Source organism: Citricoccus sp. K5 (assembly GCF_902506195.1).
GTDB lineage: Bacteria > Actinomycetota > Actinomycetes > Actinomycetales > Micrococcaceae > Citricoccus.
In genome coordinates this window covers 133,101-157,248 of record NZ_LR732817.1, presented here as the reverse complement: position 1 = coordinate 157,248, position 24,148 = coordinate 133,101, and the positions used below count along the sequence as shown (strand labels likewise).

Genomic DNA, 24,148 nt, shown 5'->3' with positions numbered 1-24,148 from the left:
CGCACATCCCACAATGAATGCAACGCCGTTGCATTCGATGCAACTTACTTTCCGAGGAGAACACCATGACCACCACCCCCAGCACCGCGCAGTCCGTCTCCGAGCTGGAGCGCCTGAAGACCCTGCACAACGGCTCCAAGCAGCAGCTGACCTTCTCCGACGCCGAGTTCGAGCGCCGCCTGACCGGCCTGCGCCAGATCATGGCCGCGAAATCCCTGGACGCCGTCATCCTCACCAGCTACCACGGCATCAAGTACTACTCGGACTTCCTCTACACCACCTTCGGGCGCAACTACGCCCTGGTGGTCACCGCCACCAACTCCACCACCGTCACCGCCAACATCGATGCCGGCATGCCCTGGCGCACCAGCTACGGCGAGAACATCGTGTACACCGACTGGAAGCGGGACAACTTCTTCTACGGCCTTCAGGAGGCCCTGAAGCGGGACGGCGTGAAGGCCTCCCGGATCGGCGTGGAGGACGACTTCCTGCCGGGCCTGACCCGCCAGCGCATCCAGGACGCCTTCGACGGCGCCGAGTTGCTGGACGTGTCCCAGGACGCCATGCGCCAGCGCATGATCAAGTCCGCCGAGGAGATCGAGGTCATCAAGCACGGCGCCCGCATCGGCGACCTCGGCGGCGAGGCCATCAAGGCGGCCATCCGCGAGGGCATCACCGAATACGAGGTCGCCCTGATCGGCACCGAGGCCATGGTGCACGAGATCGCCAAGACCTTCCCGCACCGCGAGGTCCGGGACACCTGGGTCTGGTTCCAGTCCGGCATCAACACGGACGGCGCCCACAACTGGGCCACCACCCGCCAGTTGCAGCGCGGGGACATCCTGTCCCTGAACTGCTTCCCCATGACCTCCGGCTACTACACCGCCCTGGAGCGCACCCTGTTCCTCGGCCAGCCGGACGAGCGCAGCCTGGAACTGTGGAACGTCAACGTGGAGGTCCACCGCCGCGGCCTCGAGCTGATCAAGCCGGGTGCCGTCTGCCAGGACATCGCCCACGAGCTCAACGAGATCTACATCGGCCACGGCCTGCTGCCCAACCGCACCTTCGGCTATGGCCACTCGTTCGGGGTCCTGTCCCACTACTACGGCCGCGAGGCCGGTCTGGAGCTGCGCGAGGATATCGACACGGTCCTGGAGCCGGGCATGGTGGTCTCCATGGAGCCGATGATCACCGTCATGGACGGTGAGCCGGGCGCCGGTGGTTACCGCGAGCACGACATCTTGGTCATCGGAGAGGATGGCGGCGTGGAGAACATCACGAAGTTCGGCTTCGGTCCCGAGAACAACATCATCGACGCCTGACCCGGCCCTCAGCCGGTGGAGTTCACCCCGCGGGGACGCCGGCCGTGACATCGTGGGGGTGGGCAGCACCGCTGCTCACCCCCACTCGGGGGCCCCATCGTGAGAACGACCATCGGGAGAAGCTCCATGGCCACCACCGCTGGGACCGAAACGGGCGACAGCGCCCGTGGCGCGTCCGTCATCGTCAATGTCCTGCAGGTCATCCGGTGCTTCACGGTGGATGAGCCGCTTCAAGGGGTCACCGAGATCGCCGCTCAGGTGGGGCTGCACAAGTCCAGCGTGTCCCGGATCCTCGCCACGCTCGAGCAGGAGAAGGTGGTCGAGCGGGATGAGGCTTCCCGTAAGTATCGGCTGGGCCTGGGACTGATCGCCGTGGCCGGACCCCTGCTGGCGGGCCTGGATGTCCGGCGCGTCGCCATGGAAGACCTTCGCGAGCTCTCCGAGACCACCGGGGAGACGACCGCCCTGAACATCTGGGACGGCACCACCGCCGTCACCGTGGAACAAGTTCCCAGCCGACAGCAGGTCAAGCACACTTCCGTGTTGGGCAGCCGCTACGCCACCGGCCTGAGCGCGAGCGTCCAGGTCTTCCTGGCGCACACCGGCCCAGACCGGGTGCGTGAGTTGGTGTCCTCCGGTCGCGTGGCCTTCGAGTCCGCCGTAGACGTGGACGAGTACCTCGAGCGGCTCGCCACCGTGCGGCAGGATGGCCACGCGGTCAACCACTGCGAGACCTCCCCGGACGAAGTGGGCATCGCTGCCCCTGTGAGGGACCACCGAGGCGAGGTGGTGGCAGCCGTTCTAGTCGCCGCCCCCTTCTACCGCGTTCCCCAGGACGAGATCGCCCGCCTCGCCACCGCCTGCCGGGAGGCCGCCCGGCGCATTTCCCTGCGCTTGGGATGGACCCCGGCCTAGAGGCCGCGCATCCCCGCCAGAACACCGCTCCTCCCAGGACTCAAGCCCTTGACGTGGCCTACGTCACATCAGCAGACTGGTAGCAATCGCGCAACCCGATTGCATTCATTGCAACTGCTGAAATGAGACCACCGTGACCGATCCATCGCTCCGCACTGCTGCCCCCGGCACCACCGAGCCGCCACCCGCCGCCGGAACGCGCTCGACCCTCAGCGGGCAGACCCATACTCCGGTGGACACCGCCACGCGCCGGAGGGTGGTCACAGCCAGCTTCATCGGCAACTTCGTCGAGTGGTTCGACTACGCCATGTATGGCTACCTCGCTGTCACCATCACAGCGGTGTTCTTCCCCGACTCAGACCCGGCCACGGGCCTCATGCTGACCTTCTCGCTCTTCGCCGTGTCCTTCCTGGTGCGCCCGCTCGGTGGTTTCTTCTGGGGTCACATCGGCGACCGCTTCGGACGCCGGGTCGCCCTGTCCTGGTCCATCCTGCTGATGTCCCTGGCCACCTTCCTCATCGCTCTCATCCCGGGCTACGTCACCATCGGCATCTGGGCGCCGCTCCTGCTGCTCCTGCTCCGCCTCATCCAGGGCTTCTCGGCCTCCGGCGAGTACGCCGGGGCCTCGGCCTTCCTCGTGGAATACGCCCCACCAGGGAAGCGCGGCGTCTATGCCGCAGTGGTCCCCGCCAGCACGGCGACCGGCCTGCTGCTCGGGTCACTCATCGCCACGATCCTGACGGCAACGCTGGACAGCCAGCAGATGACCGATTGGGGATGGCGATTGCCCTTCCTGCTCGCCGCACCCATGGGCCTGATCGGCCGATACATCCGCAGCAAGCTGGAGGACACCCCGGCCTTCCGCGAGATGGCCGTCAAGGATGAAGCAGTCAAGGCCCCCGTGAGTTCCCTGTTCCGCGACCACTGGGCGAGCCTCGTGCAAGCGGCCGGTGCCGTGCTGCTGAACGCCGTGGGCTTCTACGTCATCCTCAGCTACATGCCGACCTATCTTTCCGAGGAGCTCGGCCTCGACCAGACCTCGTCCTACTTCGCCACCACGGTTGCCCTGGTGACCTACATCGGCTTCATCTTCGTCACGGGTTCACTCTCGGACCGCTTCGGCCGCAAACGGGTGCTGATGAGCGCATCGGTGGCCTTCCTGCTCTTCACCATCCCGGCGTTCCATCTCTTGGACACGGACAATTTCCTCGTGGTCCTCCTGGTGCAGATCCTGCTCGGCGGGATGCTCACCCTCAACGACGGCACCCTGCCGAGCTTTCTGGCCGAGATGTTTCCCACCAAGGTCCGCTACTCAGGGTTCGCCGTGAGCTTCAACCTCTCCAACGCGCTCTTCGGCGGGACCGCACCCCTGGTGGCCACCTGGCTGATCGCCACCAGCGGCAGCACCATAGCTCCCGGCTGGTACCTGATGGCCGCTGCCGCCGTGTCGCTGATCGCCGTCGCCCTGGCCAAGGAGACCAGCAAGCAGCCGTTGAGCATGAATTGACCACCGACTGATCACCGGAAGGACAGCCGTCGGTTGCTCCAGTCCTCAGGCCCCGGACCGCACCGATTCCTCGATGGCCGCACCCACGGACATCAGGTGCTCGCGCATGGCCCGGGCCGCTTCCTCCGGCTCGCGCGCGCAGACGGCGTCGATGATGGCCAGATGCTCGGGCAGGGACTGCTGCGAGCGTCCCGGCTTGGCGAACAGGCGGTACTGGAAGCGCACGGCCTGGGCGCGGAGCCGGTCGATCGTCGCGGCGGCCGTCTTCTGTCCGGACAGGCGAATCAGGGTGGAGTGCAGGTCTGTGTTGCCCTGGGCGTAGGCGGCCTGATCCCCGGTCTCGACGGCGGTTTCCATGCTCCGCCCGATCTGACGCAGCTCCTCGGCCTCGGCATCGGTGATGCGCATGGCCGCCCGTGCGGCACACAGCGCCTCGAGGGCAGAGCGGACCTCCACGATCTCGATCGCCTCCTCCACGGGGACGGACCGGACGCGGGCACCGCGGTTCTGGATCCGCTCGACGAGGCCCTCGACCGTCAGCTCAGACAGGGCGGTGCGCACATGGCCGCGGCTGGCCCCGTACATCTCGGCCAGGTCAGCCTCCACGAGCCGCTGGTTCGGCACCAGCTCGCCAGCGAAGATGGCCGCGCGAATCTGGTCGGCCACGTCGGTCGCGTTCACCGCAGCACTGGTCCGCGTTGCTGTTGCCACTGGAATCTCCCCCGCTCGTCAGCCATGATGGAACTGATTGTAAACAATTTTGTCACAGATGATGCAGGCCGCAGCCGATTTGGCGAAGGAATACACCGTGAGCCCAGACCCCGCCTCGCCCACCACAACCGCCCACCACGGCAGGGACACTCTCCCGGTCGGGCCCGCCACCGAGGTCCGGTGCATGGTCATGCGCGGAGGAACCTCCAAGGGACTGTACTTCCTGGCTGAGGATCTACCCGCCGATCCGGCCGCCAGGGATGCCCTGCTGCTTCGACTGATGGGCTCCCCGGACGCACGGCAGATTGATGGGCTGGGTGGAGCGCACCCCCTGACCAGCAAGGTCGCCGTGGTCTCTCCGCGCTCAGACGGCGGAGTGGATTACCTGTTCCTCCAGGTCTCCGTCGACGAGGCGACCGTCTCTGACCGGCAGAACTGCGGCAACATCCTCGCCGGCATCGGTCCCTTCGCGGTCGAACGCGGCCTCGTCCCCGCCCAGGACGGCACCACCGAGGTGGTCATCCACATGGTCAACACCGGTTCCGTGGCCCGCGCCCGGGTCACGACGCCGGCCGGTCGCGTCGCGTACGAGGGCGATGCGGAGATCGCGGGGGTGCCGGGGACCGCGGCCCCGGTGGTCCTGGACTACCAGGGCACCGCCGGGTCCAGTTGCGGAGCCCTGTTCCCCACGGGGAACCGCATCGATACCTTCGCCGGGGTCGAGGTGACGTGCGTGGACAACGGGATGCCCGTCGTCGTGATCGATGCCGCGGCACTGGGCTTGGAGGGGACCGAGGAGCCCGCCGCGCTGGAGGCCGATGCCGAGCTGTGCGCCGCGGTCGAGGCCGTGCGGCTCGAGGCCGGCGTCGCCATGGGGCTGGGGGACGTCAGCGAGACCACGGTGCCGAAGGTCTGCCTGGTGGCTCCGGCCCGGAGCGGGGGGACGTTCAACACGCGGTGCTTCATCCCGAAGCGCGTCCATGAGGCCATCGGAGTGTTCGCCGGGGCTTCGGTGGCGGTGGCCTGGCAGGTGCCAGGCACGGTGGTGGCGGGTCTGAGCGGTGACCACGATGCGGCCGAGACGCGGGTGGAGCATCCCACGGGCCACACGGACCTGGTGGTGGAGGTCGATTCTGGGGACGCCTCAGAGGCAGGCCGGTCATCAGCGTCCGGCGAACCCACCGTCCTCGTCACCGGCAGCGTGCGCACGGCCCGCAAGTTGATGGACGGCATCGCGTTCGCCTGAGCGGGCGGACGCTCCCGCCGGTAGACTGGCACGGCCCCTCCGCCACCGCCACTACTGGAGCACGCCCATGACCACCCCCATTCCGGTCAAGCCGAGCCGCCGCAAGCGGCCCGACGCCGCCGGACCCCGCCCACGCCTGAAGATGTCGCTCTACGGCTTCCTCGTGGCCTGGCTGGCGCCGAACCTGCTCATGGCCGCGATCGTGCTGGTGCTGAACTTCATCCCGGCGCTACAGGCCTATGGCTCCCTGACTCCGCTGCTGACCACCGTCGGTCTGGCCGGTCTGGTCATCGGTCTGCCGCTGTGCCTGCTGGTGAACTGGCTCTTCCGCCACAAGACCAACCAGTGGATCCATGTGATCGGCTACGCACTGGTCGGCATGCTCTATGGACTGGCGGTGCTGTTCTCCGGGGTCGGTGGCCTGGTGCCCATGCTCATTCCGATCATCGGCTTCCCGGCCGCCATCCTGATGGCCCTGGGCCGCGCCGTGGCCCAGCCGCTGGTGAACGTCGTCCGTCCCGAAGCGACCCCTGCGGCGGTCTGACCCGCCACCGGCCGAAGGGGATTAACATGGTGCGCATGCCTTCCACTGATCAGTACGACGTGCACACCCCCGCTCTCTCCTTGACCATCGCCGGTTCCGAAGCAACCGGCGGCGCCGGCGCCCAGGCGGACCTGAAGACCTTCCAGGAGCTGGGCACCTTCGGGATCGTGGCGCTGACCTGCATCGTCTCCTTCGACCCGAAGGACGATTGGAACCACCGCTTCGTCCCGGTTCAGGCGGACGTGATCGCCAACCAGCTGGAGGCCATCCAGGCCGACTATGCCGGTTCTTTGAAGACCACCAAGCTCGGCATGATGGGCTCCCCGGAGACCATCTCCACGGTGGCCACCGCCCTGAGGAATCAGGAGTGGGACCACGTGGTCCTCGATCCCGTGCTGATCTGCAAGGGCCAGGAGCCCGGCCACGCGCTGGACACGGACCGCGCCCTCAAGGCCGAGCTGTTGCCCCTCGCCACCTTCACCACCCCGAACCACTTCGAGTCCGAGCAGCTGTCCGGGGTCACCGTCCGCACCCTGGAGGACCTGAAGGAAGCGGCGAAGCGCATCCACGAGGTCTCCGGCGCGGCCGTCCTCGCCAAGGGTGGCATGAAGCTCGACGGTCCGGACGCCCTGGACGTCTTCTACGACGGCGAGACCCTCGAGGTCCTCTCCGCGCCCAAGATCGGCGACCACGGGGTCTCCGGCGCCGGCTGCTCCCTGGCCGCCGCCGTCACCGCGGAACTCGCCAAGGGTGCCACGCCACTGGAGGCGGCCCGCCGCGCCAAGGAGTTCGTCACCGAGGGCATCCGCCAGCGCGTCACCGGCAACACCCCGTTCGACGCCCTGTGGCAGGGCGGTCTGCGCCGCGCCTGAGGTGCGCGGCCGGCGTCGTCCCCCGGACCCCGACGCCGGCCGGCCAGGAATACCCCCGCCTCACCCCGGGTTGTGATTGAGGTGAAGATCGAGATTTTTTCCGACGTCGGCTGCCCGTGGTGCTTCATCGGCAAGCGCCGGTTCGAGAGGGCCCTGGAATCGTTCGAGCACCGTGATCGGGTCGAGGTGGAGTGGAAGAGCTTCCAGCTCGATCCCACGCTGCCTGAGCACGATCACCGCCAGGAGATCGACTACCTCTCCGAGGCCAAGGGCATGCCCCGCGAGCAGGTGACCGCGATGCTGGCGCACGTGACCGAGCAGGCCGCCGCCGAAGGCTTGGACTACGACTTCGACCGTCTCGTGGTGGCGAACTCGTGGAAGGCCCACCGGGTGATCCAACGCGCCAAGGCGGTCTCACTGCAGACGGCCGAGCACCTTGAGGAACAGCTGTTCCGCGCCCACTTCGAGGGCGGCAGGAACATCGGTGACGAGGAGGTGCTGGTGGAGCTCGGCACCGCCGCCGGGCTCACCGCCGAGCAGGTCCACGAGGCCCTGTCCGAGGACCGTTGGGAGACGGCCGTCAAGCAGGATCTGGCCACCGCGCAAGCCCTGGGGGTCACCGGGGTCCCGTTCTTCGTACTCGGACGCAAATACGGCATCTCCGGCGCCCAGCCCACCGAGGTCTTCACCCAGGCACTCGAACAGTCCTGGACGGAGTTCCAGCCGCTACAGATGGTGCAGTCGGCGCCCGGCAACCCGAGGGGTGCTGGTGGGCCGGACGATCTCAACGGACAGGCCTGCGGCCCCCAGGGTTGCGACTGACCTTCCCCCCGACCGACGTCCCTGGAGCCGCGTCAGACGCGATGCTGGAAGTCGATGCCCAGTCGGCGTGCGGAGAGGAACCGCCAGGCCAGCATGATGCCCAACAGCGTCGCCGAGACGGTCATGACCCAGGAGAAGTGCCAGCTGCCCGCAGCGGTGGCGATGGTGGCCAGGATGATGGGTCCGACGAAGTTGGCCCCGTTGTAGATCTGGACCATCAGCCCCATTGCCGCTGCCCCGGAGCCGTTGGGCGGGGCAATGTCCACGGCGATCCGGTTCAGGCTGGCGGGAACCAGGGCGCCGACTCCGGAGAACAGCGTCACGGCGAGGATCTGCACCACCAGTCCACCCGGCACACCCGACCAGTCCGGCGCGAAGGTGATGATCGAGGCCACACCCATGGTGCCCAAGCCGATCAGCACCAGCCGCCGCATGGGGATGCCCCGTTGGTGCAGCCGGCCGGTGAGGATGTTCCCCACCCCGTTCACCCCGCCGACGATCGCGGTGAAGACACCCGGCCAGAGCCCTCCGACTCCGGCCTCATCGAAGATCGTCGGCAGGAAGCCGATGACCGAACCCCATTGCAGGGTGTAACAGGCGAAGACGATGCCGGCCATCCACGGGGTCAGGGTCTTCACGGTGGCGCCCACGCGCCGTGCCGCCAGCCTCACATTGGAGTCACGGTCCGACGGCGGTGGGGGCACGAACACCACGATCAGGGGGATGGTTGCCGCGGTGACCACCGCCATCACGACCCACCAGACCTGCCAGCTGACGCTCGTGAGCAGCAGGGTGGATGCCAGAACCGCCACGAAAGTGGCCAGCCCTTGGAAGGAGCCCCACCAGCCCATGGCGATGTTCGTCCTGGCGGGCGGCGTGATCAGACGGATCAGGGGCGGCGCCACCACGGTGGCCATCAGGAAGCCAACACCCTCCAAGGCGCGGGTGGCCATCAGGAAGCCGGTGGTCTCCGCGAAGGCTCCAGCCAGCGAGCCCACGGTCAGCAGACTCAGCCCGATGAGTAGCGTGCGCCGCAGCCCGAGAACTTCCGAGAAGAGGGAGATCGCGAGGCCCAGGGCCATCGAACCGACCTGGACGATGCCGAGCAGCACTCCGGACTCGATGAGGGTCATCCCCAGGTCATCCTGGACGAATGACAAGGCCTCAGGGAGTTTCCAGATATGCATGGCGGCAGCCACGCCGGCGATGACGATGGGGATCCAGGAAAAGCGTGTGCGTGCTGGCTGCGCAGCGTCCACGCCAGACGGGGCGTTCATTCTTGACACCCTAATGTGAGGGCCAGACTGCACCGCCCGTGAGACGGGCCTCACCGAGAACGTGTCCCTTAAACACCTGAGAGGCGGTGGCATAGCCACCGCCTCTCAGCGGATATTGGATTGGTGGGCCCGTATCCCCCCGGGCTTATTCCACCGTCCGATCCGTGTGCACCGTCTCATGGGGCCCTTTCAGGTTAACCCGCGTGGCGACCTGACTGCCATTGGACCTTTGGCTAGTCTTGTGACCACATATGTGACGCATGTCACATCAATAATCTGACTAGGCGTTGGCTCCGTGCAGGGGAACCTCAGCCCGGACCCTCCACCACTGACCGTCGCGCACCGAGGACATGGTCCCCCCGAAGGCGTCCACGCGGTCCCGCATCCCGATCAGACCGCTGCCGGAGGAATTCCATCCCGCGCGCGTGGCCGATCCACTCATCGGCAGGGTGTTGTCCACGGCGAGCTCCAATTGCCCCTCCCGGACGTGCACGGCGATGCGGCATTCGCCACCTTCCCCGGAGTGCTTGGCCACATTGGTCACGGCCTCCTGGAGGACGCGATACAAGGCGGTCTCAACACTCTGGGGAATGTCCTGCTCCAGATCGCCAGTGTCCACGGTCGTGAAGATCCCCAGGCCCTCCAGCATCCGTCCGAACTTCACCGCGCCATACTCGAGATCCAGCGCGGAGGCTCCTTCACCGAGTTCCCGTTGCGCGGATTCCTGATCGCCCGCCACCAGGCCCTCCGCCTGCAACAGGGACAACATCCGCCGCAGGTCACCCAGAGCTTCGCCGGCCGAGCTGCCGATGACATCCACCGCCGTCTTGGCGGCCTCATCTGTTCCGGCATAGGTGGCGGCACGTGCCTGCATCGAGATGATGGTCAGATTGTGGGCCACGATGTCATGCAGGTCCCGGGCCAGGGAACGTCGCTCTTCCTGGGCAGCTATCGCTGCTCGTCGAGTGGCCTCAGCTAGCCGTCGCCGGTCTTGCGCACGACGGTCGAGGGACCAACCGATGAAGAAACCGATGCCCCAGGCTGCGAGGCTGAAGGGCACCGAGATCCAAGCGATGTCACCACCATCCGGGAAAGAGATCGGCATCAACAGGGCCCAAGAAAGAGCGATCGCGAGCGCCAGGTAACTGAAGAGTCTCGTTGCGGTTGCAGCAACGGAGGCCAGCATGAGAGGCATCAAGAGCATTGGCAGCGCATTGCTGTCGATGCTGTTCATCAAGTGGCCTGTCACCAACGCTGGGATTAGAGCAGCAAAGGCAAAAGTAGTACGAGTCCACAGCACGTAAAAGGCCAAACAGGTCAGCAGGTTCACCAACGTGACCTCTGGCGACAATCGTGCATCGTCCGATAGAGCCAAGAAAATGTCGGAGACGAGCGAGATCGTAATAAAGACGGACACCAAAACGAGGAGCGCCCGACTTAGAGGCCGAGAATGCCAGAAACCGGCCGGCCCTTGAAAAGGACCAGCCGGCAGTATCTGAGTCATGAGTTCCTGATCAGCAGAAGAGCTTGAACGTCACGCACCAAAAGGTTTGAGAACCTGCCCCCATTCCCATGGTGGACATACCACCGGAGGAACTCTTGGCGAGGGGCTGGGTCTGGAGCGTGGGGGACAACGCTGATGACGGGGTCGGGGCTTCCGCGGCCGCAGCCGGGGAAACGAGGAGGGCGGAGGAGACGAGCACAGCGGCCGCTGAGGCCAAAAGGGTGCGTTTCATAGCTTCATTATCACCGGCCGACGAGGCGTTCTCCACATTCAGAGGACTTTTACAGCGTATTCCTAGGTTGGAGCACGGCGTGGCGCCGGAACAGGGGCCAACACCGGTTTGAACACGTCAAGCCCTTTCGCCGTTTTCACGACTACGCTGAACCCATGCCCGATTCCTCTGCCTCCCCTCTGTCTGTGTTGATCGTCGACGACCAACCGTTAATGAGCGGAGCACTTAAGTTGTTGGTTGAGAACACCGCCGACATGGAGTGCGTGGGCATCGCCGCCAACGGCGAGGAGGCATTGGAATCCACTCGCGCCGTCCACCCGGACGTTGTCCTCATGGACATGCAGATGCCCGTCATGGGCGGCGTCGAGGCCACCGAGCGCATCACCGCGGAGTTCCCGGACACCAGCGTCCTGGCCATCACCACGTTCACGTCGGAGCCCTACCTCGTGCCGGCATTGAAGGCGGGCGCGGCCGGTTACCTGCTCAAGGACGCCGACCCGGAGACGATCATCGGCGCCATCTGGAGCGTGCACCGCGGGGAGTCCGTCCTCTCCCCCGCTGTGACTCGCAAGCTGCTCTCCTCCATCGAGGATGACCGCCCTGGCGTCGGGACCGCCACGGTGGCCGCCGGAGACCCGGACGGCTCGGACCTGACGCCTCGTGAACTCGATGTGCTGCGGCTGCTGGCCCGGGGCCGCTCCAATCCGGAGATCGCCGAGGAGTTGCATATCTCCGAATCCACCGTGAAGGCCAACCTGTCCAAGATCATGGACAAGCTCGAGGTCCGGGACCGCGTCCAGGTGATCATCCGCGCCGCGCAGTTGGGGCTCGTCACCCTGTCCCTGGGCTGACTCCGCCTCAGGCCCGGACCACGGGCAACTCCGAGAACCTCGTGGTGTACTGCGGCGAAGCGAACTCACGGCGCATGGTCCACGTCCCCTGCTCGGCCAGACCGCCAGGCCCGAGGCCGATCGAAGTTCCGCCGAACCGCCCGCGGACACGCTCCAGGACGTCCTCCAGATGCCGGTCGGGGCCGCCGTCGGATCCATCTGGTCCCTCGATGTCCTCGAATCCGGTCAGCATCTCCTGCCCCGTTCCCGCTGGTCCCAACCCGGACAGCATGACGCCGGCGCGGGTGTAGGGCACTCCCTCCCGCAGCACGGACCGCATCGCGCCCACGGCCGCCCGGGTGATGGCAATCGGGTCTGCAGTGGCACGCGGAAGGGCCACGGACCTGGAGACCGATCCACCGGGCCCGGAGAACCGGGAGGTCCCGGCCGTGACCAGGACGGTCCTGGCCTGCTGGCCCTGCACTGCCAAGCGGGCTGCGGCGCGCTGCGCGTAGAGGTTCATGACATCGTCCATGTCCGCACCGGTCGTCACCGGCCTGGAGAACGAGCGCGAGAAGATGACCTGGGCCGGGCCCGCCTGCTCATCCACGTCCGGAATGCACGGCACCCCGCTCAGTTCCAGGACGGTCCGTTCCAGCACCACGGAGAACCGGGATCGAATCCACGCCGGGTCGGCGGAACGCAGTTCGGCGATACTCCGGATTCCCAGCCGTTCCAGCTTCTCCCCTGACATGCGGCCCACACCCCAGACCTCGGTGGCCGGGAGCCGCTCCATCAACCGGTCCACGAAGGCGGGCAGAGCCGCGTCCATGGAGAAGACGCCTCCGATTCTGGCGTCGTGCGGGTTGTTCTTGGCCACGTGGTTGGCGAACTTCGCCAGGGTCTTGGTCGAGGCGATCCCCACGCACACCGGGAGCCCGAGGTGCCGGGCCACCGCCGCCCTTGCCTCTCTCCCGGCCTGCAGAGCCTGCTGCGGGGTGCCGGTCAACCCGATGAAGCACTCGTCGATCGAGTACACCTGCTGCCAGGTGCCCCAACGGCCCAACAGCTCCATCACGCGGGCGGACATGTCCCCGTAGAGCTCGTAGTTGGAGGATCGCGCCACGAGTCCCCATTGGGCGGCCTGCGGGGCGATCTGGAACCACGGCATCCCGGTCTTGAGCCCGAGTGCCTTCGCCTCCGGAGACCGCGCCACCACACAGCCGTCGTTGTTGGACAGCACCACCACCGGCCGGTTCTCCAGCCCGGGATCGAAGGCCCGTTCGCAGGAGACGTAGAAGTTGTTGACGTCCACCAAAGCCAGGTGATCAGTCACCACATTGCCCTTCCTGCGTCGACCGTGGGCTTCACCGTACGCTCACAGGCGGTGCAGGCAGTACGTGGCCACGCCCCAGATCTCCAGGGCATCCGCATCCTCCACGGTGAGGGGCGCCGCCCCGTCGTCGGTCTGCAGGGTCACGGTACGCCGGCCCCCTGCCGCCCCGAGGACCAGCCGACGCACCAGGAGTTCTCCATTGACCACGGCCACCACCACCGAGCCGTCCTGCGGCGTGGCCGCCCGGTCCACGACCAGCTCGTCCCCGTCGCCGATGCCGGAGCCGACCATGGCCTGTCCGGACACCCGCATCAGGAACGTCGAGGTACGGTCCCGGACGAGCTCGCGGTTCAGGTCGATCCCGCCGTCCAGGTAGTCCCGGGCAGGAGAGGGGAAACCGTGGGCGCGGGGCGCCTGCCCAGCGGCCGACGTCGGCTCCGGCCCGTCCCCGGGCGGCGGCGAGATGGTCATGCGGTCGCCGCGCGGACCCTAGTCGTCTCCGCCGGCGTCGGTGTCCGTGGAGGACGGAGAGGCCGGGCTGGAGGACGGAGACGCCGGGCTGGAAGTCGGCGTCGGCGACGGGGACGGGGACGACGGCGGGGGCGAGGAAGCAGGAGCAGAGGCCGAGTCATCGGCAGAGGCTGATTCCTCGGCCTGGCGCCGTTCTTCCTCGGCCTGGCGTTCGGCTTCCTCCCGCTGAGCCTTCTCGCGCTGCGCCTCCGCCTGGCGTTCAGCAGCCTCGCGCTGGCGCTTCGCCTCAGCTTGCCGTTTCTCCTCGGCCTGGCGTTCGAGTTCCTCCCGCTCACGGGTCTCCAGCACGTTGCGTGTGCCGTCCAGTGCCTTCAGTTCGGCCTGCGCGGCGGACAGGGCGCCCGTCAACTTCTCCTGCAGTCGGGGCACGTCCGCGGCCCAGGCGAGCGAGGCCAGGGAGGTCTCCTCGGGATCGATGGTGGCGAAGGCCTTCTCCGCGGCCACGCCCTGCTCGACGGCGGCCGAGATCGTCTCGATCTGGGTCTCTGCCTCGGCGGAGGTGGTGGGACGGTCCTCCGGCAGGCCCTCCAAGGCGGTCAGCGCGGGTCCGATCCGGCCGGCCAGGGTACACGGGGCGGCGGAGGAGTACAGTCCGGATTCCTCGCTGCGCGCGGTCGTCTGGGCCTCGCGCAATTCGCTGCCGAACCCCTCCCTCGGCTGCTCGGACAGCGGCACGGCGAACCCTGCCTCGGTCTGCTGGAGGTTGACGACCTCTCCCCCGTGGTGGACCAGGGCCAGCCGGGTGCCCTCGGGGCCGTCCGACTCCTCCGGATACTCCAGCTGGACCATGTCCCCCGGCTCGAGGAGGGTAGCCAGGTTGGTCATGGCCTCGTCCGCGAGGCAGTTCTCCACAGTGGGTTCCTCCCCCTCGGCCGCCAGCCGGGGCACCATCACACCGGCCAGCGTCACGGTCTCCTCGGTCCCGTCCATGTTCACCACGAAGGTCCTGCCATCCTCCACGCGCACCACGTGGCCGTTGGACTCGGCGGTGCGCACGCCCTTGATGGCGCTCAACACGCCCAGGGTGAGCAGGAGTGCCGCGAGCAGGACGAACGCGATGATGCCCAGTACGGGGACCCGTCGGGCCGTTCGCTGTTCTGTCATGTTCTTCCTGCAGTGGGGTGATCGAGGTGGCACTGAAGCTCGGGCAACAGAGGAGAACCAAGGTGACGCGGAGGGCCCGCAAGCTCAGGGAAGTCTACCAAGCGGGCCCTCCTCTCCCGGAACCCCAAGGCTGGACGACGCCGGCCCGTCGGCTGGCGCGGCGGCCGCGGCGGCACTACTGGGCGCGGCGGTAGAACGGCGGTTCCACCACGGTGAACGGCTCGGCCTTGCCGCGCAGGTCCACGGAGAGCTCCGTGCCGGCGTCCTTGAACGCGACATCAATGCGGGCCAGGGCGATTGGGTGACCCAGCGTGGGGCTGGGGACCCCGGAGGTGACCTCACCGATCCGGTGGCCGCCGCCGTCGAGCACGTGATACCCGGCCCGCGCCGACCGGCGGCCGGTGCCCTTCAACGCGACGATCGTCTGGCCGGTGGTGATGCCGGTGCCGGCCTCAAGGGCGGCCAGCAGAGCGTCTCTGCCGACGAAGTCACCCTCCTTGGTCTTGAGCGGCACCGCATTGCCGGCCCCCGATTCACTCGGCAGGTGGCCGAGGTCGAGCTCGTTGCCGTAGAGCGGCATGCCGGCCTCCAGGCGCAGGGAATCCCGGCTGGCCAACCCGCACGGGAGTAGGCCGACGCCAAGGCCCTCCGCCGCCTCAAGGAGCGTGTGCCAGACCGCGGTGGCCGCGGTGGACAACACCCCACGGTCCGCCACGGGTCCGATGATCAGCTCGAAGCCGTCCTCGCCGGTATACCCGGTGCGGGCAGCCAGGACAGTGATCTCGCCAGCGTCCCCGCCGGTCCGGATCGTAGCCGGGCGGGCGGAGTAATACCTCATTCCGTCCAGCTCGGCCGCTTCTGCCTCCGGCAGGACGGCGGCGATGATCCGGGCGGCCTGCGGTCCCTGCACGGCGACCAGCGCCGTCTGCGAGGACTCGTTGCGGACCGTGGCGTCGAATCCGGCGGAGCGCTCGGTCAGCGCAGCGGCCACGGCCGGCGCGTTGCCGGCGTTGGGGACCACGAGGAACTCACGGGTCTCCGGTTCGCTCGCGTCACCGCCGCCCCCATCCACCCGGTAGACGATCAGGTCGTCCAAGATGGTCCCTGCCTCGGTGCAGATCAGCGAGTATTTGGCCCGCCCCGGGGCGACGGCGGACACCCGGGCCGTCAAGGCGTAGTCCAGCGCCTCGGCCGACTGCGGGCCGGTGACTCGGACCTCACCCATGTGGGACAGGTCGAACAGTCCGGCGGAGGTGCGGACGGCCTGGTGCTCGGCCAGCTCCGAGCCGTACTTCAGGGGCATCTGCCAGCCGCCGAAGTCGGTGAAGGAGGCGCCGGCCTCCATGTGGACGCCGTGCAGCGGCGTGGTGCTGTTGCTCGTGCTCTCGCTCATGGTGGGTCCTGTCAGTGGGAGACGGCGGAGGAGGACTCGATGTTGTCCGCGACGGCGGTGGCCGACGCCGCGGCATCGGCGGGATCGGACGCCTCGAAGGACTCGATCGGCGGGCAGGAGCAGAACAGGTTGCGGTCTCCCCAGGCACCGTCGATGCGGCCCACCGGCGGGAAGTACTTGTCCCGGCGCAGCGAGTCCACCGGGTAGGCGGCCTGCGAGCGCGGGTAGCTACGGTCCCATTCGTCCGCGGTGAGCACCTCGGCCGGGTGCGGCGCGTTGCGCAGCACGGAGTCGGCCAGCGTCTGAGGGGTGGTCGCCTCCATCTCGGAGTGGATGGCCAGCATGGCGTCGATGAACCGGTCGATCTCGGCCAGGTCCTCGGACTCGGTCGGCTCCACCATGAGGGTCCCGGTCACCGGGAACGCCAGCGTGGGGGCGTGGAAGCCGTAGTCGATCAGGCGCTTGCAAACGTCCTCGGCCGTGACCCCGGACTTCGCCGTGAGCTCCCGCAGGTCCAGGATGCACTCGTGTGCCACCAGCCCGGTCTCGCCGGTGTAGAGGATCGGGAAGGCCTCCCCGAGCTTCTTCGCCACGTAGTTGGCGTTGAGCAGGGCGTACCGGGTGGCCTCGGTGAGGCCCTCGCCGCCCATCAGGTACAGGTAGGCCCAGGAGATCGGCATGACGCCGGCCGAACCGTACGGTGCGGCGGTGATCGGGTGCTCGGCGCTGGGCAGGTACGGCTTGAGGTGCTCAGCCACGGCCACCGGCCCCACCCCGGGTCCGCCACCGCCATGCGGGATGCAGAAGGTCTTGTGCAGGTTCAGGTGGGAGACGTCCCCGCCGAACTGCCCCGGCTGGGCGAGACCGACGAGCGCGTTGAGGTTCGCGCCGTCGATGTAGACCTGTCCACCGGCCTCGTGGACCTTGCGGCAGACCTCGCGGACATCGGCGTCATAGACACCGTGCGTGGAGGGGTAGGTGATCATGATGGCCGCGATCCTGCCGGAGTTGGCCTCGATCTTGGCCTCCAGGTCAGCCGAGTCGATGGTGCCGTCCGGAGCCGTGGCGACCACCACCACCTTGAGCCCGGCGAGGACCGCCGAGGCCGCATTGGTGCCGTGGGCCGAGGCCGGGATGAGGCAGATGTCCCGCTCGCCCTCACCCTTGTCCAGGTGGTAGCGGCGGATGGCCAGCAGGCCCGCGTACTCACCCTGTGAACCGGCGTTGGGCTGGATGGACACCGCCGCGTAGCCGGTGATCTCCGCCAGTTTCTCCTCCAGGTCTCCCAGCAGGAAGCGCCAGCCCTCCGTCTGGTGGTCCGGGGCGAAGGGGTGGATGGAGCAGAACTCCGGCCAGGAGATGGACTCCATCTCGGCGGTGGCGTTGAGCTTCATGGTGCACGAGCCCAGCGGGATCATGGTCCGGTCCAAAGCCAGGTCATAGCCCGAGAGTCGCTTGAGGTATCGCAGCATCTGGGTCTCGGACTTGTAGGTGTTGAACACCGGGTGGGTCATGAACTGGCTGGTGCGCCGCTGGGCGGCGGGGATGCGGGCAGAAGCCGGGGCGCCGGCGTCATGGGTGTCTCCGTTGGAGTTGGCGCTGGGCGTGCTGGTGCTGGCGGAGCTGCTGTCCTGGCGGGCCGGGAGGGACTCGCGCGGGGCGCCGAAGGCGGAGAGCACCGCCACGAGGTCTTCGTCCGTGGTGGTCTCGTCACAGGAGATCCCGACCGTTCCGGCGTCCACGAGGCGCAGGTTGACCCCGGCGGCCTCGGCGGCGGTGACCACGGTGCGGGCCAGGCCGGGCACCGAGACCTGGATGGTGTCGAAGAAGACGTCCTGGGTGAGACGGAACCCGTCGGTCTCCAGGGCGGCGGCCAGGCGGGTGGCCTGGCGGTGGGCGTGCTGGGCGATCGCGGTGACGCCCTCCGGGCCGTGGTAGACCGCGAACATGGAGGCCGTGATGGCCAGCAGGGCCTGAGCGGTGCAGATGTTGGAGGTGGCCTTCTCGCGGCGGATGTGCTGCTCACGGGTCTGCAGGGCCAGGCGGTACGCGGGCCGGCCCGCGGCATCCTGGGAGACGCCGACCAGGCGGCCGGGCAGCTGGCGCTCGAGACCCTTGGGAACGGCCATGTAGGCGGCGTGGGGGCCGCCGAAGAACAGCGGGACGCCGAAGCGCTGGGTGTTGCCGACGGCGATGTCCGCGCCCTGCTCTCCCGGAGGCGTAATCAGGGCCAGGGACAGCAGGTCGGCGGCGATCGCGACCATGGCGCCCCGCTCCTTGGCCTGGGAGATCACGGCGGAGTGGTCATGGACCCGGCCGGAGTCGCCGGGCTGCTGGAGGACGATGCCGCACAGGCCCTTCTCGTCCAGGTCGGCACCGAGCTCGGCGGGCAGGCCGGTGGCGAGGTCGGCGGTGCGGACGTCCAGGCCGAGCGCCAGGGCACGGCCCTCGATCACGGCCCGGGTCTGCGGGTAGAGGTCCGCGTCCAGCAGGGTGATGCCGTCCTTGGCCTTCTTGTTGGCGCGGTGCATCAGCAGGACGGCCTCCGCGGCGGCCGAGGACTCGTCCAGCATCGAGGCGTTGGCGATCTCGAGGCCGGTGAGGTCGGAGACCATGGTCTGGAAGTTCAGCAGGGCCTCGAGGCGGCCCTGGGAGATCTCCGGCTGATACGGCGTGTACGCGGTGTACCAAGCCGGATTCTCGAGCACCTTGCGCAGCACCACGGGCGGGGTAACGGTGTCGAAGAAGCCGCGGCCGATCATCTGGGTCTTGACGATGTTGCGGTTCGCGATGGCGCGCAGGTCCTCCAGCACGGCCGCCTCGGTGAGGGCCGGCGGCAGGTTCAGCGGGGTCTGCTGGCGGATGTCAGCGGGGACGGCCGCGTCCACGAGGTCGGCCAGGGAGTCGAAGCCCAGCTCGGCCAGCATCTGATCGGCATCTGAGGGTCGCGGGCCGATGTGGCGGCTGGTGAAGGGGGCTGAGGCGGTGTCCCGCGGTTCGTGGCGTGGCATCGGTGTCTCGGCGGCGGTTGCGGTGGTGGTCTGCATGGTGGTCCTCCAGGGCGCTGTGGGCACGGAACGGTACCTCCCCGCTCTGTCATCAACCTGAGAGATTCCGCCCGTATCTGGAGGATACGTCCTTGCACCGTCGGTGTCCGAGGGCGCTTGGGCCCCCGGAGCTTTCCAGAGTCGCCATGCCCTGCGCGGTACCGGTGCCTGAGAGATTCTCGGGGAGAAATTGCTCCTTCGGCGGCCACTCCCCCCGGTGTCCGGTCGGTCCAGGGACCTCCGGCGGTGGGGTTGCGGCACTCTCCCGCGCTGGGTGCGTGACGTGCCGACCAGTCTTCCACAGACGGCCCGCCCCTCGGCAACTGAGTCGCAGGAATTGACGCCGAATGCGGCCTTGGGCTCGGACGGTCATGTCGTGTGACGTCGATGAGGCCGTTCAGCGACGGCGGCGCAGCCAGAGCGGGATCGAGGCGAGCAGCAGCAGCCCCGCCACCCCGGCGAAGGTGGCACCCGGTCCGAGGTAGGTGAACCCCAGTCCGCCGAACACCCCGGCCAGACCCAGGCCGATATCGAAGCTCATGTTCCATCCGACACTGGCGGCACCGTGGCTGCTGGCCCGGGCGAAGGCCATGACGAGACTCGCCGATTGCACGGTCCCGATCCCCAGTCCCATCACTGCCAGGCCTCCGGCCAGCAGCCATCCCGGCGGGGCAAAGGTGGTGGCCAGCAGTCCGGCCATCGTCATGGCGATGCCAACCGAGTACACCGCCGCGGGGCTTCTCCTGTCCGTGAGAGAACCGGCCACCCATCGCCCCACCACCGAGGAACCCTGCATGGTGGCGATGAACAGGGCCGGATTCGCCGTTGCCCCGCCCGGGCCGAAGGCGATGACCAGTCCGTAGGCGGCCATGCCGACGAGGAACGGGAGCAGCACCGGGACCAGTCCGGACCAGGCCTGGCCCGACGCGCGGGCCGCATCAGGGCGTGCGGCGGCCGGTTCCGCAGGAGACGCGGATCCGGGTACCTCCACCACGGCGGCTGCCGGCGGCAGCCGGCCGGGAAGTGGACTGACCTGGCCTGGGACCCGGGGCAACGTCAGCAAGGCCAGCAGCACCAGGGCGGCGGCGACGAGCCGGAACGTCTCCAGCGGGACCACGCCGCTGAACCACAGCCCCAGCGGCGCTCCGACGGCGGCGGCCGCTGACGTGGTGGCCCCGAACTGCCCGAGGGCCCGGCCAGCCCGGCCGGGGCGCGAGACCGCCGGGACGGCCGCCGTCGCCAAGACCACGAGTATCCCGAAACCACAGCCGACGGCGAGCCCGGTCACCATCAGGGACGCCATGGAGTGGCTGATGACCAGGGCGGATCCGTGCCCGGCCGCCATCAGCAGCAGCGCCCCGCCGATCGCCCGCCGCGGGCCCCAGCGCTGCCGGAGAGCTGGGGCAAAGGGCTGGACCGCGATGACGCTGACCATCATGACCGTCAGCAGGGTCCCGCCGGTGACGGAGGAGAGTCCTCGGTCCAGGGCGATGGGCACCATGGTCGAGTAACTGAGGAAGAAGCCGGAGAAGCCCCAGATCGCGATCCACAGCAACCCCAACAGGCCCGAGGGCCCACGGTCGACGGCCAGGTTCCTACTCACCCCCTCACCCTAGGTCGGATGTGGAAGAGTTGGCCCATGCCCGTCTTTGAGCGTCGCTCCCTGGTCCCCCATGATCGATCCGCCGTGTTCGCCTGGTTCTCGCGGCGCGGTGCGCTCGTCCGCCTCACGCCACCGTTCGCCGGTTCCGTGCGGCGTGAACCGGAAGGGCTCGACGTCGGCTCGGTCGCCCGGTTGGGCATCAGCGCGCCGGGCTCGCTGGGCCTGGGCCTGGAGTCCGCCACCGGCCTGGCCAGGACCGTGTTGCCCTTCCGGTTACCGCAGTGGTTCGCCCCCGAGGTCCCCTGGACGGCTCGGCACACCGCCCTAGAGCCGGACCGCATGTTCCGGGACGAGATGTCCTCTGGTCCGCTGAAGTCCTGGGTCCACACGCACAGCTTCGAGGACGCGGCCCCCGGGGAGGCGGACACCGCGGACGGCCGCCCCGGGTGCGTGGTCGTCGACCACATCGAGTACGAGCTCCCGGCCGGAGCGGTCCTGCGCCGCAAGGGCTCGGTGTGGTCCCGGGCCGGGCGGTGGACGGAGGAGCGCCTCGAGTCCGAGCTGGACCGGCAGTTCGCCTACCGGGCAGCCCAGCTCCGCGAGGACCTGGCCTTCCACGCCGCCCACCCCGTGCCATCCGCTGAGTCCGACGGGTCCGGCGACTCCCGCCCGCTGACCATCGCCGTGTCCGGGGCCAGCGGCCTGATCGGCACCCAACTGTGCGCCCTGCTGGGCAGCGGTGGACACCGGGTCCTGCGCCTGGTCCGCGGCGGCCACCACACCCCTGCGGACGAGACGATCGTGTGGGACCCGGCCGCCGGGACACTGGACGCCGAAGCGCTCCGGAGTGCCGACGTCGTGGTGAACCTGTCCGGTGAGACCATCGGCGGGCGACTCTCGGAGGCCCACCGATCCGAGGTGCTGCAGTCCCGGCTGGCGGCCACCGGCCTGCTCGCCCGGACGCTCGCGGAGCTGGCCGACGACGGCCAACCCCGGGCCCTCGTGAACGCGTCCGCGGTCGGCTACTACGGAGCCGAGGCCGGTACCGGCCCTCGCGGTGAGGGCCTGCGGGAGACTGATCCGCCCGGGGACGACTTCCTGGCCGAGGTCTGCCAGCAGTGGGAGCGCGCCACCGCGCCGGCCGCCCGGGCTGGGGTCCGGACGGCGATGATCCGTACCGGCCTGGTGCTGACACCGGCTGGTGGTGTCCTGCAGCAGCTGCTGCCGCTGTTCCTCCTCGGCGCGGGCGGCCCCCTGGGCACCGGCAAGGACCGGAACCCGTGGCAGAGCTGGATCTCGATCGACGACATCGTAGGGCTCTTCGCCCACGCCGCGCTCACGGACACCGTGGAGGGGCCGGTCAACGGCACCGCGCCGGAGCCCGTCCAGGCCCGGGACTTCGCCGCCACCCTCGGACGGGTGCTTCGCCGCCCTTCGGCCGTTCCCTTGCCCGCGGCCGCCCCCACGGCGTTGCTGGGCTCTGAGGGCAACCGGTTGCTGGTGGAGGCGGACCAGCAGGCCCGGGCGGACCTGGCGCACGAGTCCGGATACGCCTACCGCCAGCCGGACCTGGAATCGGCCCTGCGGCACGTGCTGGGACGCTGACCGCCGGCTCAGAACACCGGCAGGCCGCCGGTCACACCCACCACGGAGCCGGAGACGAAACTGGCCTCCGCGGGGCTGGCCAGGAACACGTAGGCCCCGGCCAGTTCAGCTGGCTGACCGATCCGCCCCAGCGGGGTGTCGGCGCCCATGTGCGAGACGGCCTCCGGCTCCTTGGTGGCCGGCTGGAGCGGCGTCCACACCGGCCCCGGAGCCACGGCATTCACGCGGATGCCTTGCGGACCCAAGTCTCCGGCCAGGTTCACCGTGACATTGTTCAGGGCCGCCTTGGTGGCGGCGTAGTCGATCATCGTCTCCGAGGGCTGGTAGGCCTGCACCGACGTCGTGATGATGATGCTGTCCCCGGCACCCAGGTGGGGCAGGCAGGCCCTGCTCAGCCAGAGTGTGCCGTAGAGGTTGGTCTTCACGGCGCGGTCCAGGTCTTGGGTGCGCAGTCCGCCGAGTCCCGGTTCGCCACGCGCCCAGTGGTAGCCGGCGTTGTTGACCAGGATGTTCAGCCCGCCCAGCCCGGCCACGGCCTCCTCGGCGATCCGCTGGCACTCCGCCTCGTCACGCAGGTCGCCGGGGACCGCGACGGCGTTCCGGCCGGCCTTGTCGATCCACCCGATGGTGTCCTGCGCGTCTTCGGCCTCCTCGGGGAGGTAGTTGATGGCCACGTCCGCGCCCTCCCGGGCGAAGGCGATGGCCACGGCCCGTCCGATGCCCGAATCACCCCCGGTGATCAGTGCCTTCAGCCCCTCCAGCCGTCCGCGGCCGACCCAGCTGGACTCGCCGTGGTCCGGCACCGGGTCCATGGGCGCGGTGAGTCCGGGTGGCTCCTGCTGCTGGGCCGGCATGGTGCCGTCGGATCCCGCCATGGACCGCGCATGACGCCCGGCCTCCGTCAGGTCATCGTCCTTCATGGTGTCCCCCTCATACGTTGGCCGGGCGTTCGCTATGCCACCCTAGGAGCACCACTGATACGGCCGGAAGGTCTGAGCCCATGATTGACATCATCCCCTCCCTGCCCCCCGTTCCCGACGACGGCTGGTCCCGGGTGCTGTGCATCGTCGCCCACCCGGATGACATGGAGTACGGCACATCAGCAGCCGTCGCCGCGTGGACAGCGCGTGGCATCGAGGTCACCTATCTGCTGCTCACGGCGGGCGAGGCCGGTATGGCCGAGCCGCCGGACGTCGTCAGGCCTCTGCGCGCCGCAGAGCAACGGGGCGCCTGTTCGGAGGTGGGCGTGGAGAACCTGCTGATCCTGGACCATCCGGACGGAATGCTCGAATATGGGCTGGCGCTGCGCCGGGACATCGCCCGCACAGTGCGGACGGTGCGCCCGGATGCCGTGGTCACCGCCAACTTCGACTTCGAGGCCTACGGCGGTCTGAACCAGGCCGATCACCGCGCCGCCGGGCTGGCCGTGGTGGACGGTGTGCGGGACGCGGACAACCCCTGGATCTTCCGCGACCTGGCCGAGGCCGAGGGCCTGGAGCCGTGGCACGTCTCCGCCCTCCTGGTGGCCGGCCACGAGCGCCCGACCCACGCCGCGCCGGTGGATGGCGCGGCGGTGACGGCCGCCGTCGCCTCCCTGAACCGCCACGAGGCCTACCTGAAGCACGTCACCGGCCACCCGAAGCCGGAGGAGTTCATCCCGGAGATCCTCCGGGCCGGTGGCGCGCAGGCCGGCTCGGACCACGCCGTGACGTTCCGGGTGTTCGACCTGGGTGGACTCGGCGGCTAA

The 24,148-nt window shown here is 68.7% G+C and carries 20 protein-coding genes and 1 riboswitch; of the genes, 10 read left to right on the top strand and 10 right to left on the bottom strand.

Going from position 1 to position 24,148, the window contains the following annotated elements:
• The first annotated feature begins 65 nt into the window (after positions 1-65).
• From BOSE125_RS00695 to BOSE125_RS00685, 3 genes are all read left to right on the top strand, one after another.
• The gene (locus BOSE125_RS00695) at positions 66-1,322 is read left to right on the top strand and encodes an aminopeptidase P family protein (protein WP_159548668.1); all 1,257 of its coding nucleotides are present in this window, start codon (positions 66-68) and stop codon (positions 1,320-1,322) included.
• A 126-nt stretch (positions 1,323-1,448) separates the two neighbouring features.
• Positions 1,449-2,237 carry an IclR family transcriptional regulator gene (locus BOSE125_RS00690; protein WP_159548665.1) on the top strand — a complete coding sequence of 263 codons (789 nt, stop codon included), beginning with the start codon at positions 1,449-1,451 and terminating at the stop codon, positions 2,235-2,237.
• 232 nt (positions 2,238-2,469) lie between these two features.
• Positions 2,470-3,744: an MFS transporter gene (locus BOSE125_RS00685; protein WP_201301242.1), complete on the top strand. Its 1,275-nt coding sequence runs from the start codon at positions 2,470-2,472 to the stop codon at positions 3,742-3,744.
• Between the two features lie 45 nt (positions 3,745-3,789).
• On the opposite strand, the gene BOSE125_RS00680 is transcribed toward BOSE125_RS00685, so the two are convergent.
• Positions 3,790-4,455, bottom strand: coding sequence for a GntR family transcriptional regulator (locus BOSE125_RS00680; RefSeq protein ID WP_236557748.1), 666 nt, complete (start codon positions 4,453-4,455; stop codon positions 3,790-3,792).
• Between the two features lie 97 nt (positions 4,456-4,552).
• On the opposite strand from BOSE125_RS00680, the gene BOSE125_RS00675 reads away from it, so the two are divergent.
• From BOSE125_RS00675 to BOSE125_RS00660, 4 genes are all read left to right on the top strand, one after another.
• Complete coding sequence (locus BOSE125_RS00675; protein WP_236557747.1) at positions 4,553-5,701, top strand: 4-oxalomesaconate tautomerase; 1,149 nt, start codon at positions 4,553-4,555, stop codon at positions 5,699-5,701.
• Positions 5,702-5,768: 67 nt separating this feature from the next.
• A complete protein-coding gene (locus tag BOSE125_RS00670; RefSeq protein WP_159548659.1) occupies positions 5,769-6,245 on the top strand; it encodes a hypothetical protein in 477 nt (158 codons plus the stop codon).
• A gap of 26 nt (positions 6,246-6,271) precedes the next feature.
• Positions 6,272-7,117, top strand: a complete 846-nt coding sequence (gene thiD / locus BOSE125_RS00665) for a bifunctional hydroxymethylpyrimidine kinase/phosphomethylpyrimidine kinase (protein ID WP_159548656.1) — start codon at positions 6,272-6,274, stop codon at positions 7,115-7,117.
• Between the two features lie 81 nt (positions 7,118-7,198).
• Entirely contained in the window at positions 7,199-7,939 is a 741-nt protein-coding gene (locus BOSE125_RS00660; RefSeq protein ID WP_159548653.1) for a DsbA family protein, read from the top strand.
• 32 nt (positions 7,940-7,971) lie between these two features.
• Here BOSE125_RS00660 and BOSE125_RS00655 read toward each other — a convergent pair whose 3' ends face one another.
• Both BOSE125_RS00655 and BOSE125_RS00650 read right to left on the bottom strand, forming a co-directional pair.
• Positions 7,972-9,216 (bottom strand): CynX/NimT family MFS transporter, encoded by a 1,245-nt coding sequence (locus BOSE125_RS00655; protein WP_159548651.1) that lies wholly within the window; start codon positions 9,214-9,216, stop codon positions 7,972-7,974.
• A 280-nt stretch (positions 9,217-9,496) separates the two neighbouring features.
• Positions 9,497-10,546 (bottom strand): sensor histidine kinase, encoded by a 1,050-nt coding sequence (locus tag BOSE125_RS00650; protein WP_159548648.1) that lies wholly within the window; start codon positions 10,544-10,546, stop codon positions 9,497-9,499.
• 561 nt (positions 10,547-11,107) lie between these two features.
• On the opposite strand from BOSE125_RS00650, the gene BOSE125_RS00645 reads away from it, so the two are divergent.
• Positions 11,108-11,803 (top strand): response regulator transcription factor, encoded by a 696-nt coding sequence (locus BOSE125_RS00645; RefSeq protein WP_159548645.1) that lies wholly within the window; start codon positions 11,108-11,110, stop codon positions 11,801-11,803.
• Positions 11,804-11,810: 7 nt separating this feature from the next.
• On the opposite strand, the gene BOSE125_RS00640 is transcribed toward BOSE125_RS00645, so the two are convergent.
• From BOSE125_RS00640 to BOSE125_RS00615, 6 genes are all read right to left on the bottom strand, one after another.
• Complete coding sequence (locus tag BOSE125_RS00640; RefSeq protein WP_159548642.1) at positions 11,811-13,118, bottom strand: Y-family DNA polymerase; 1,308 nt, start codon at positions 13,116-13,118, stop codon at positions 11,811-11,813.
• Positions 13,119-13,160: 42 nt separating this feature from the next.
• A complete protein-coding gene (locus BOSE125_RS00635) occupies positions 13,161-13,589 on the bottom strand; it encodes a LexA family transcriptional regulator (RefSeq protein WP_159548639.1) in 429 nt (142 codons plus the stop codon).
• A gap of 18 nt (positions 13,590-13,607) precedes the next feature.
• On the bottom strand, positions 13,608-14,753 hold the full coding sequence (locus BOSE125_RS00630; RefSeq protein ID WP_159548636.1) for a thermonuclease family protein: 1,146 nt from the start codon (positions 14,751-14,753) through the stop codon (positions 13,608-13,610).
• A gap of 175 nt (positions 14,754-14,928) precedes the next feature.
• Entirely contained in the window at positions 14,929-16,146 is a 1,218-nt protein-coding gene (gcvT, locus tag BOSE125_RS00625; RefSeq protein ID WP_159548634.1) for a glycine cleavage system aminomethyltransferase GcvT, read from the bottom strand.
• Between the two features lie 11 nt (positions 16,147-16,157).
• On the bottom strand, positions 16,158-19,157 hold the full coding sequence (gene gcvP / locus BOSE125_RS00620) for an aminomethyl-transferring glycine dehydrogenase (protein WP_201301240.1): 3,000 nt from the start codon (positions 19,155-19,157) through the stop codon (positions 16,158-16,160).
• Between the two features lie 182 nt (positions 19,158-19,339).
• A riboswitch (glycine riboswitch) is annotated at positions 19,340-19,471 on the bottom strand.
• Positions 19,472-19,590: 119 nt separating this feature from the next.
• Positions 19,591-20,796, bottom strand: coding sequence for an MFS transporter (locus tag BOSE125_RS00615; RefSeq protein ID WP_159548628.1), 1,206 nt, complete (start codon positions 20,794-20,796; stop codon positions 19,591-19,593).
• 36 nt (positions 20,797-20,832) lie between these two features.
• Here BOSE125_RS00615 and BOSE125_RS00610 point away from each other — a divergent pair, with 36 nt between their 5' ends.
• Positions 20,833-22,401: a TIGR01777 family oxidoreductase gene (locus BOSE125_RS00610; RefSeq protein WP_159548625.1), complete on the top strand. Its 1,569-nt coding sequence runs from the start codon at positions 20,833-20,835 to the stop codon at positions 22,399-22,401.
• A gap of 8 nt (positions 22,402-22,409) precedes the next feature.
• Here BOSE125_RS00610 and BOSE125_RS00605 read toward each other — a convergent pair whose 3' ends face one another.
• Positions 22,410-23,321 (bottom strand): SDR family oxidoreductase, encoded by a 912-nt coding sequence (locus BOSE125_RS00605; protein WP_305764251.1) that lies wholly within the window; start codon positions 23,319-23,321, stop codon positions 22,410-22,412.
• Positions 23,322-23,401: 80 nt separating this feature from the next.
• Between BOSE125_RS00605 and BOSE125_RS00600 the strand changes: the two genes are divergently transcribed.
• Positions 23,402-24,148: a PIG-L deacetylase family protein gene (locus BOSE125_RS00600; protein ID WP_159548622.1), complete on the top strand. Its 747-nt coding sequence runs from the start codon at positions 23,402-23,404 to the stop codon at positions 24,146-24,148.

Excerpts from the sequence above, each read along its gene's own strand:
- BOSE125_RS00695 (WP_159548668.1), top strand. The coding sequence starts at position 66 with ATGACCACCACCCCCAGCACCGCGCAGTCCGTCTCCGAGCTGGAGCGC.
- BOSE125_RS00690 (WP_159548665.1), top strand. The coding sequence starts at position 1,449 with ATGGCCACCACCGCTGGGACCGAAACGGGCGACAGCGCCCGTGGCGCG.
- BOSE125_RS00670 (WP_159548659.1), top strand. The coding sequence starts at position 5,769 with ATGACCACCCCCATTCCGGTCAAGCCGAGCCGCCGCAAGCGGCCCGAC.
- thiD (WP_159548656.1), top strand. The coding sequence starts at position 6,272 with ATGGTGCGCATGCCTTCCACTGATCAGTACGACGTGCACACCCCCGCT.
- BOSE125_RS00655 (WP_159548651.1), bottom strand. The coding sequence starts at position 9,216 with ATGAACGCCCCGTCTGGCGTGGACGCTGCGCAGCCAGCACGCACACGC.
- BOSE125_RS00645 (WP_159548645.1), top strand. The coding sequence starts at position 11,108 with ATGCCCGATTCCTCTGCCTCCCCTCTGTCTGTGTTGATCGTCGACGAC.
- BOSE125_RS00635 (WP_159548639.1), bottom strand. The coding sequence starts at position 13,589 with ATGACCATCTCGCCGCCGCCCGGGGACGGGCCGGAGCCGACGTCGGCC.
- BOSE125_RS00630 (WP_159548636.1), bottom strand. The coding sequence starts at position 14,753 with ATGACAGAACAGCGAACGGCCCGACGGGTCCCCGTACTGGGCATCATC.
- gcvT (WP_159548634.1), bottom strand. The coding sequence starts at position 16,146 with ATGAGCGAGAGCACGAGCAACAGCACCACGCCGCTGCACGGCGTCCAC.
- gcvP (WP_201301240.1), bottom strand. The coding sequence starts at position 19,157 with ATGCCACGCCACGAACCGCGGGACACCGCCTCAGCCCCCTTCACCAGC.
- BOSE125_RS00610 (WP_159548625.1), top strand. The coding sequence starts at position 20,833 with ATGCCCGTCTTTGAGCGTCGCTCCCTGGTCCCCCATGATCGATCCGCC.
- BOSE125_RS00605 (WP_305764251.1), bottom strand. The coding sequence starts at position 23,321 with ATGAAGGACGATGACCTGACGGAGGCCGGGCGTCATGCGCGGTCCATG.
- BOSE125_RS00600 (WP_159548622.1), top strand. The coding sequence starts at position 23,402 with ATGATTGACATCATCCCCTCCCTGCCCCCCGTTCCCGACGACGGCTGG.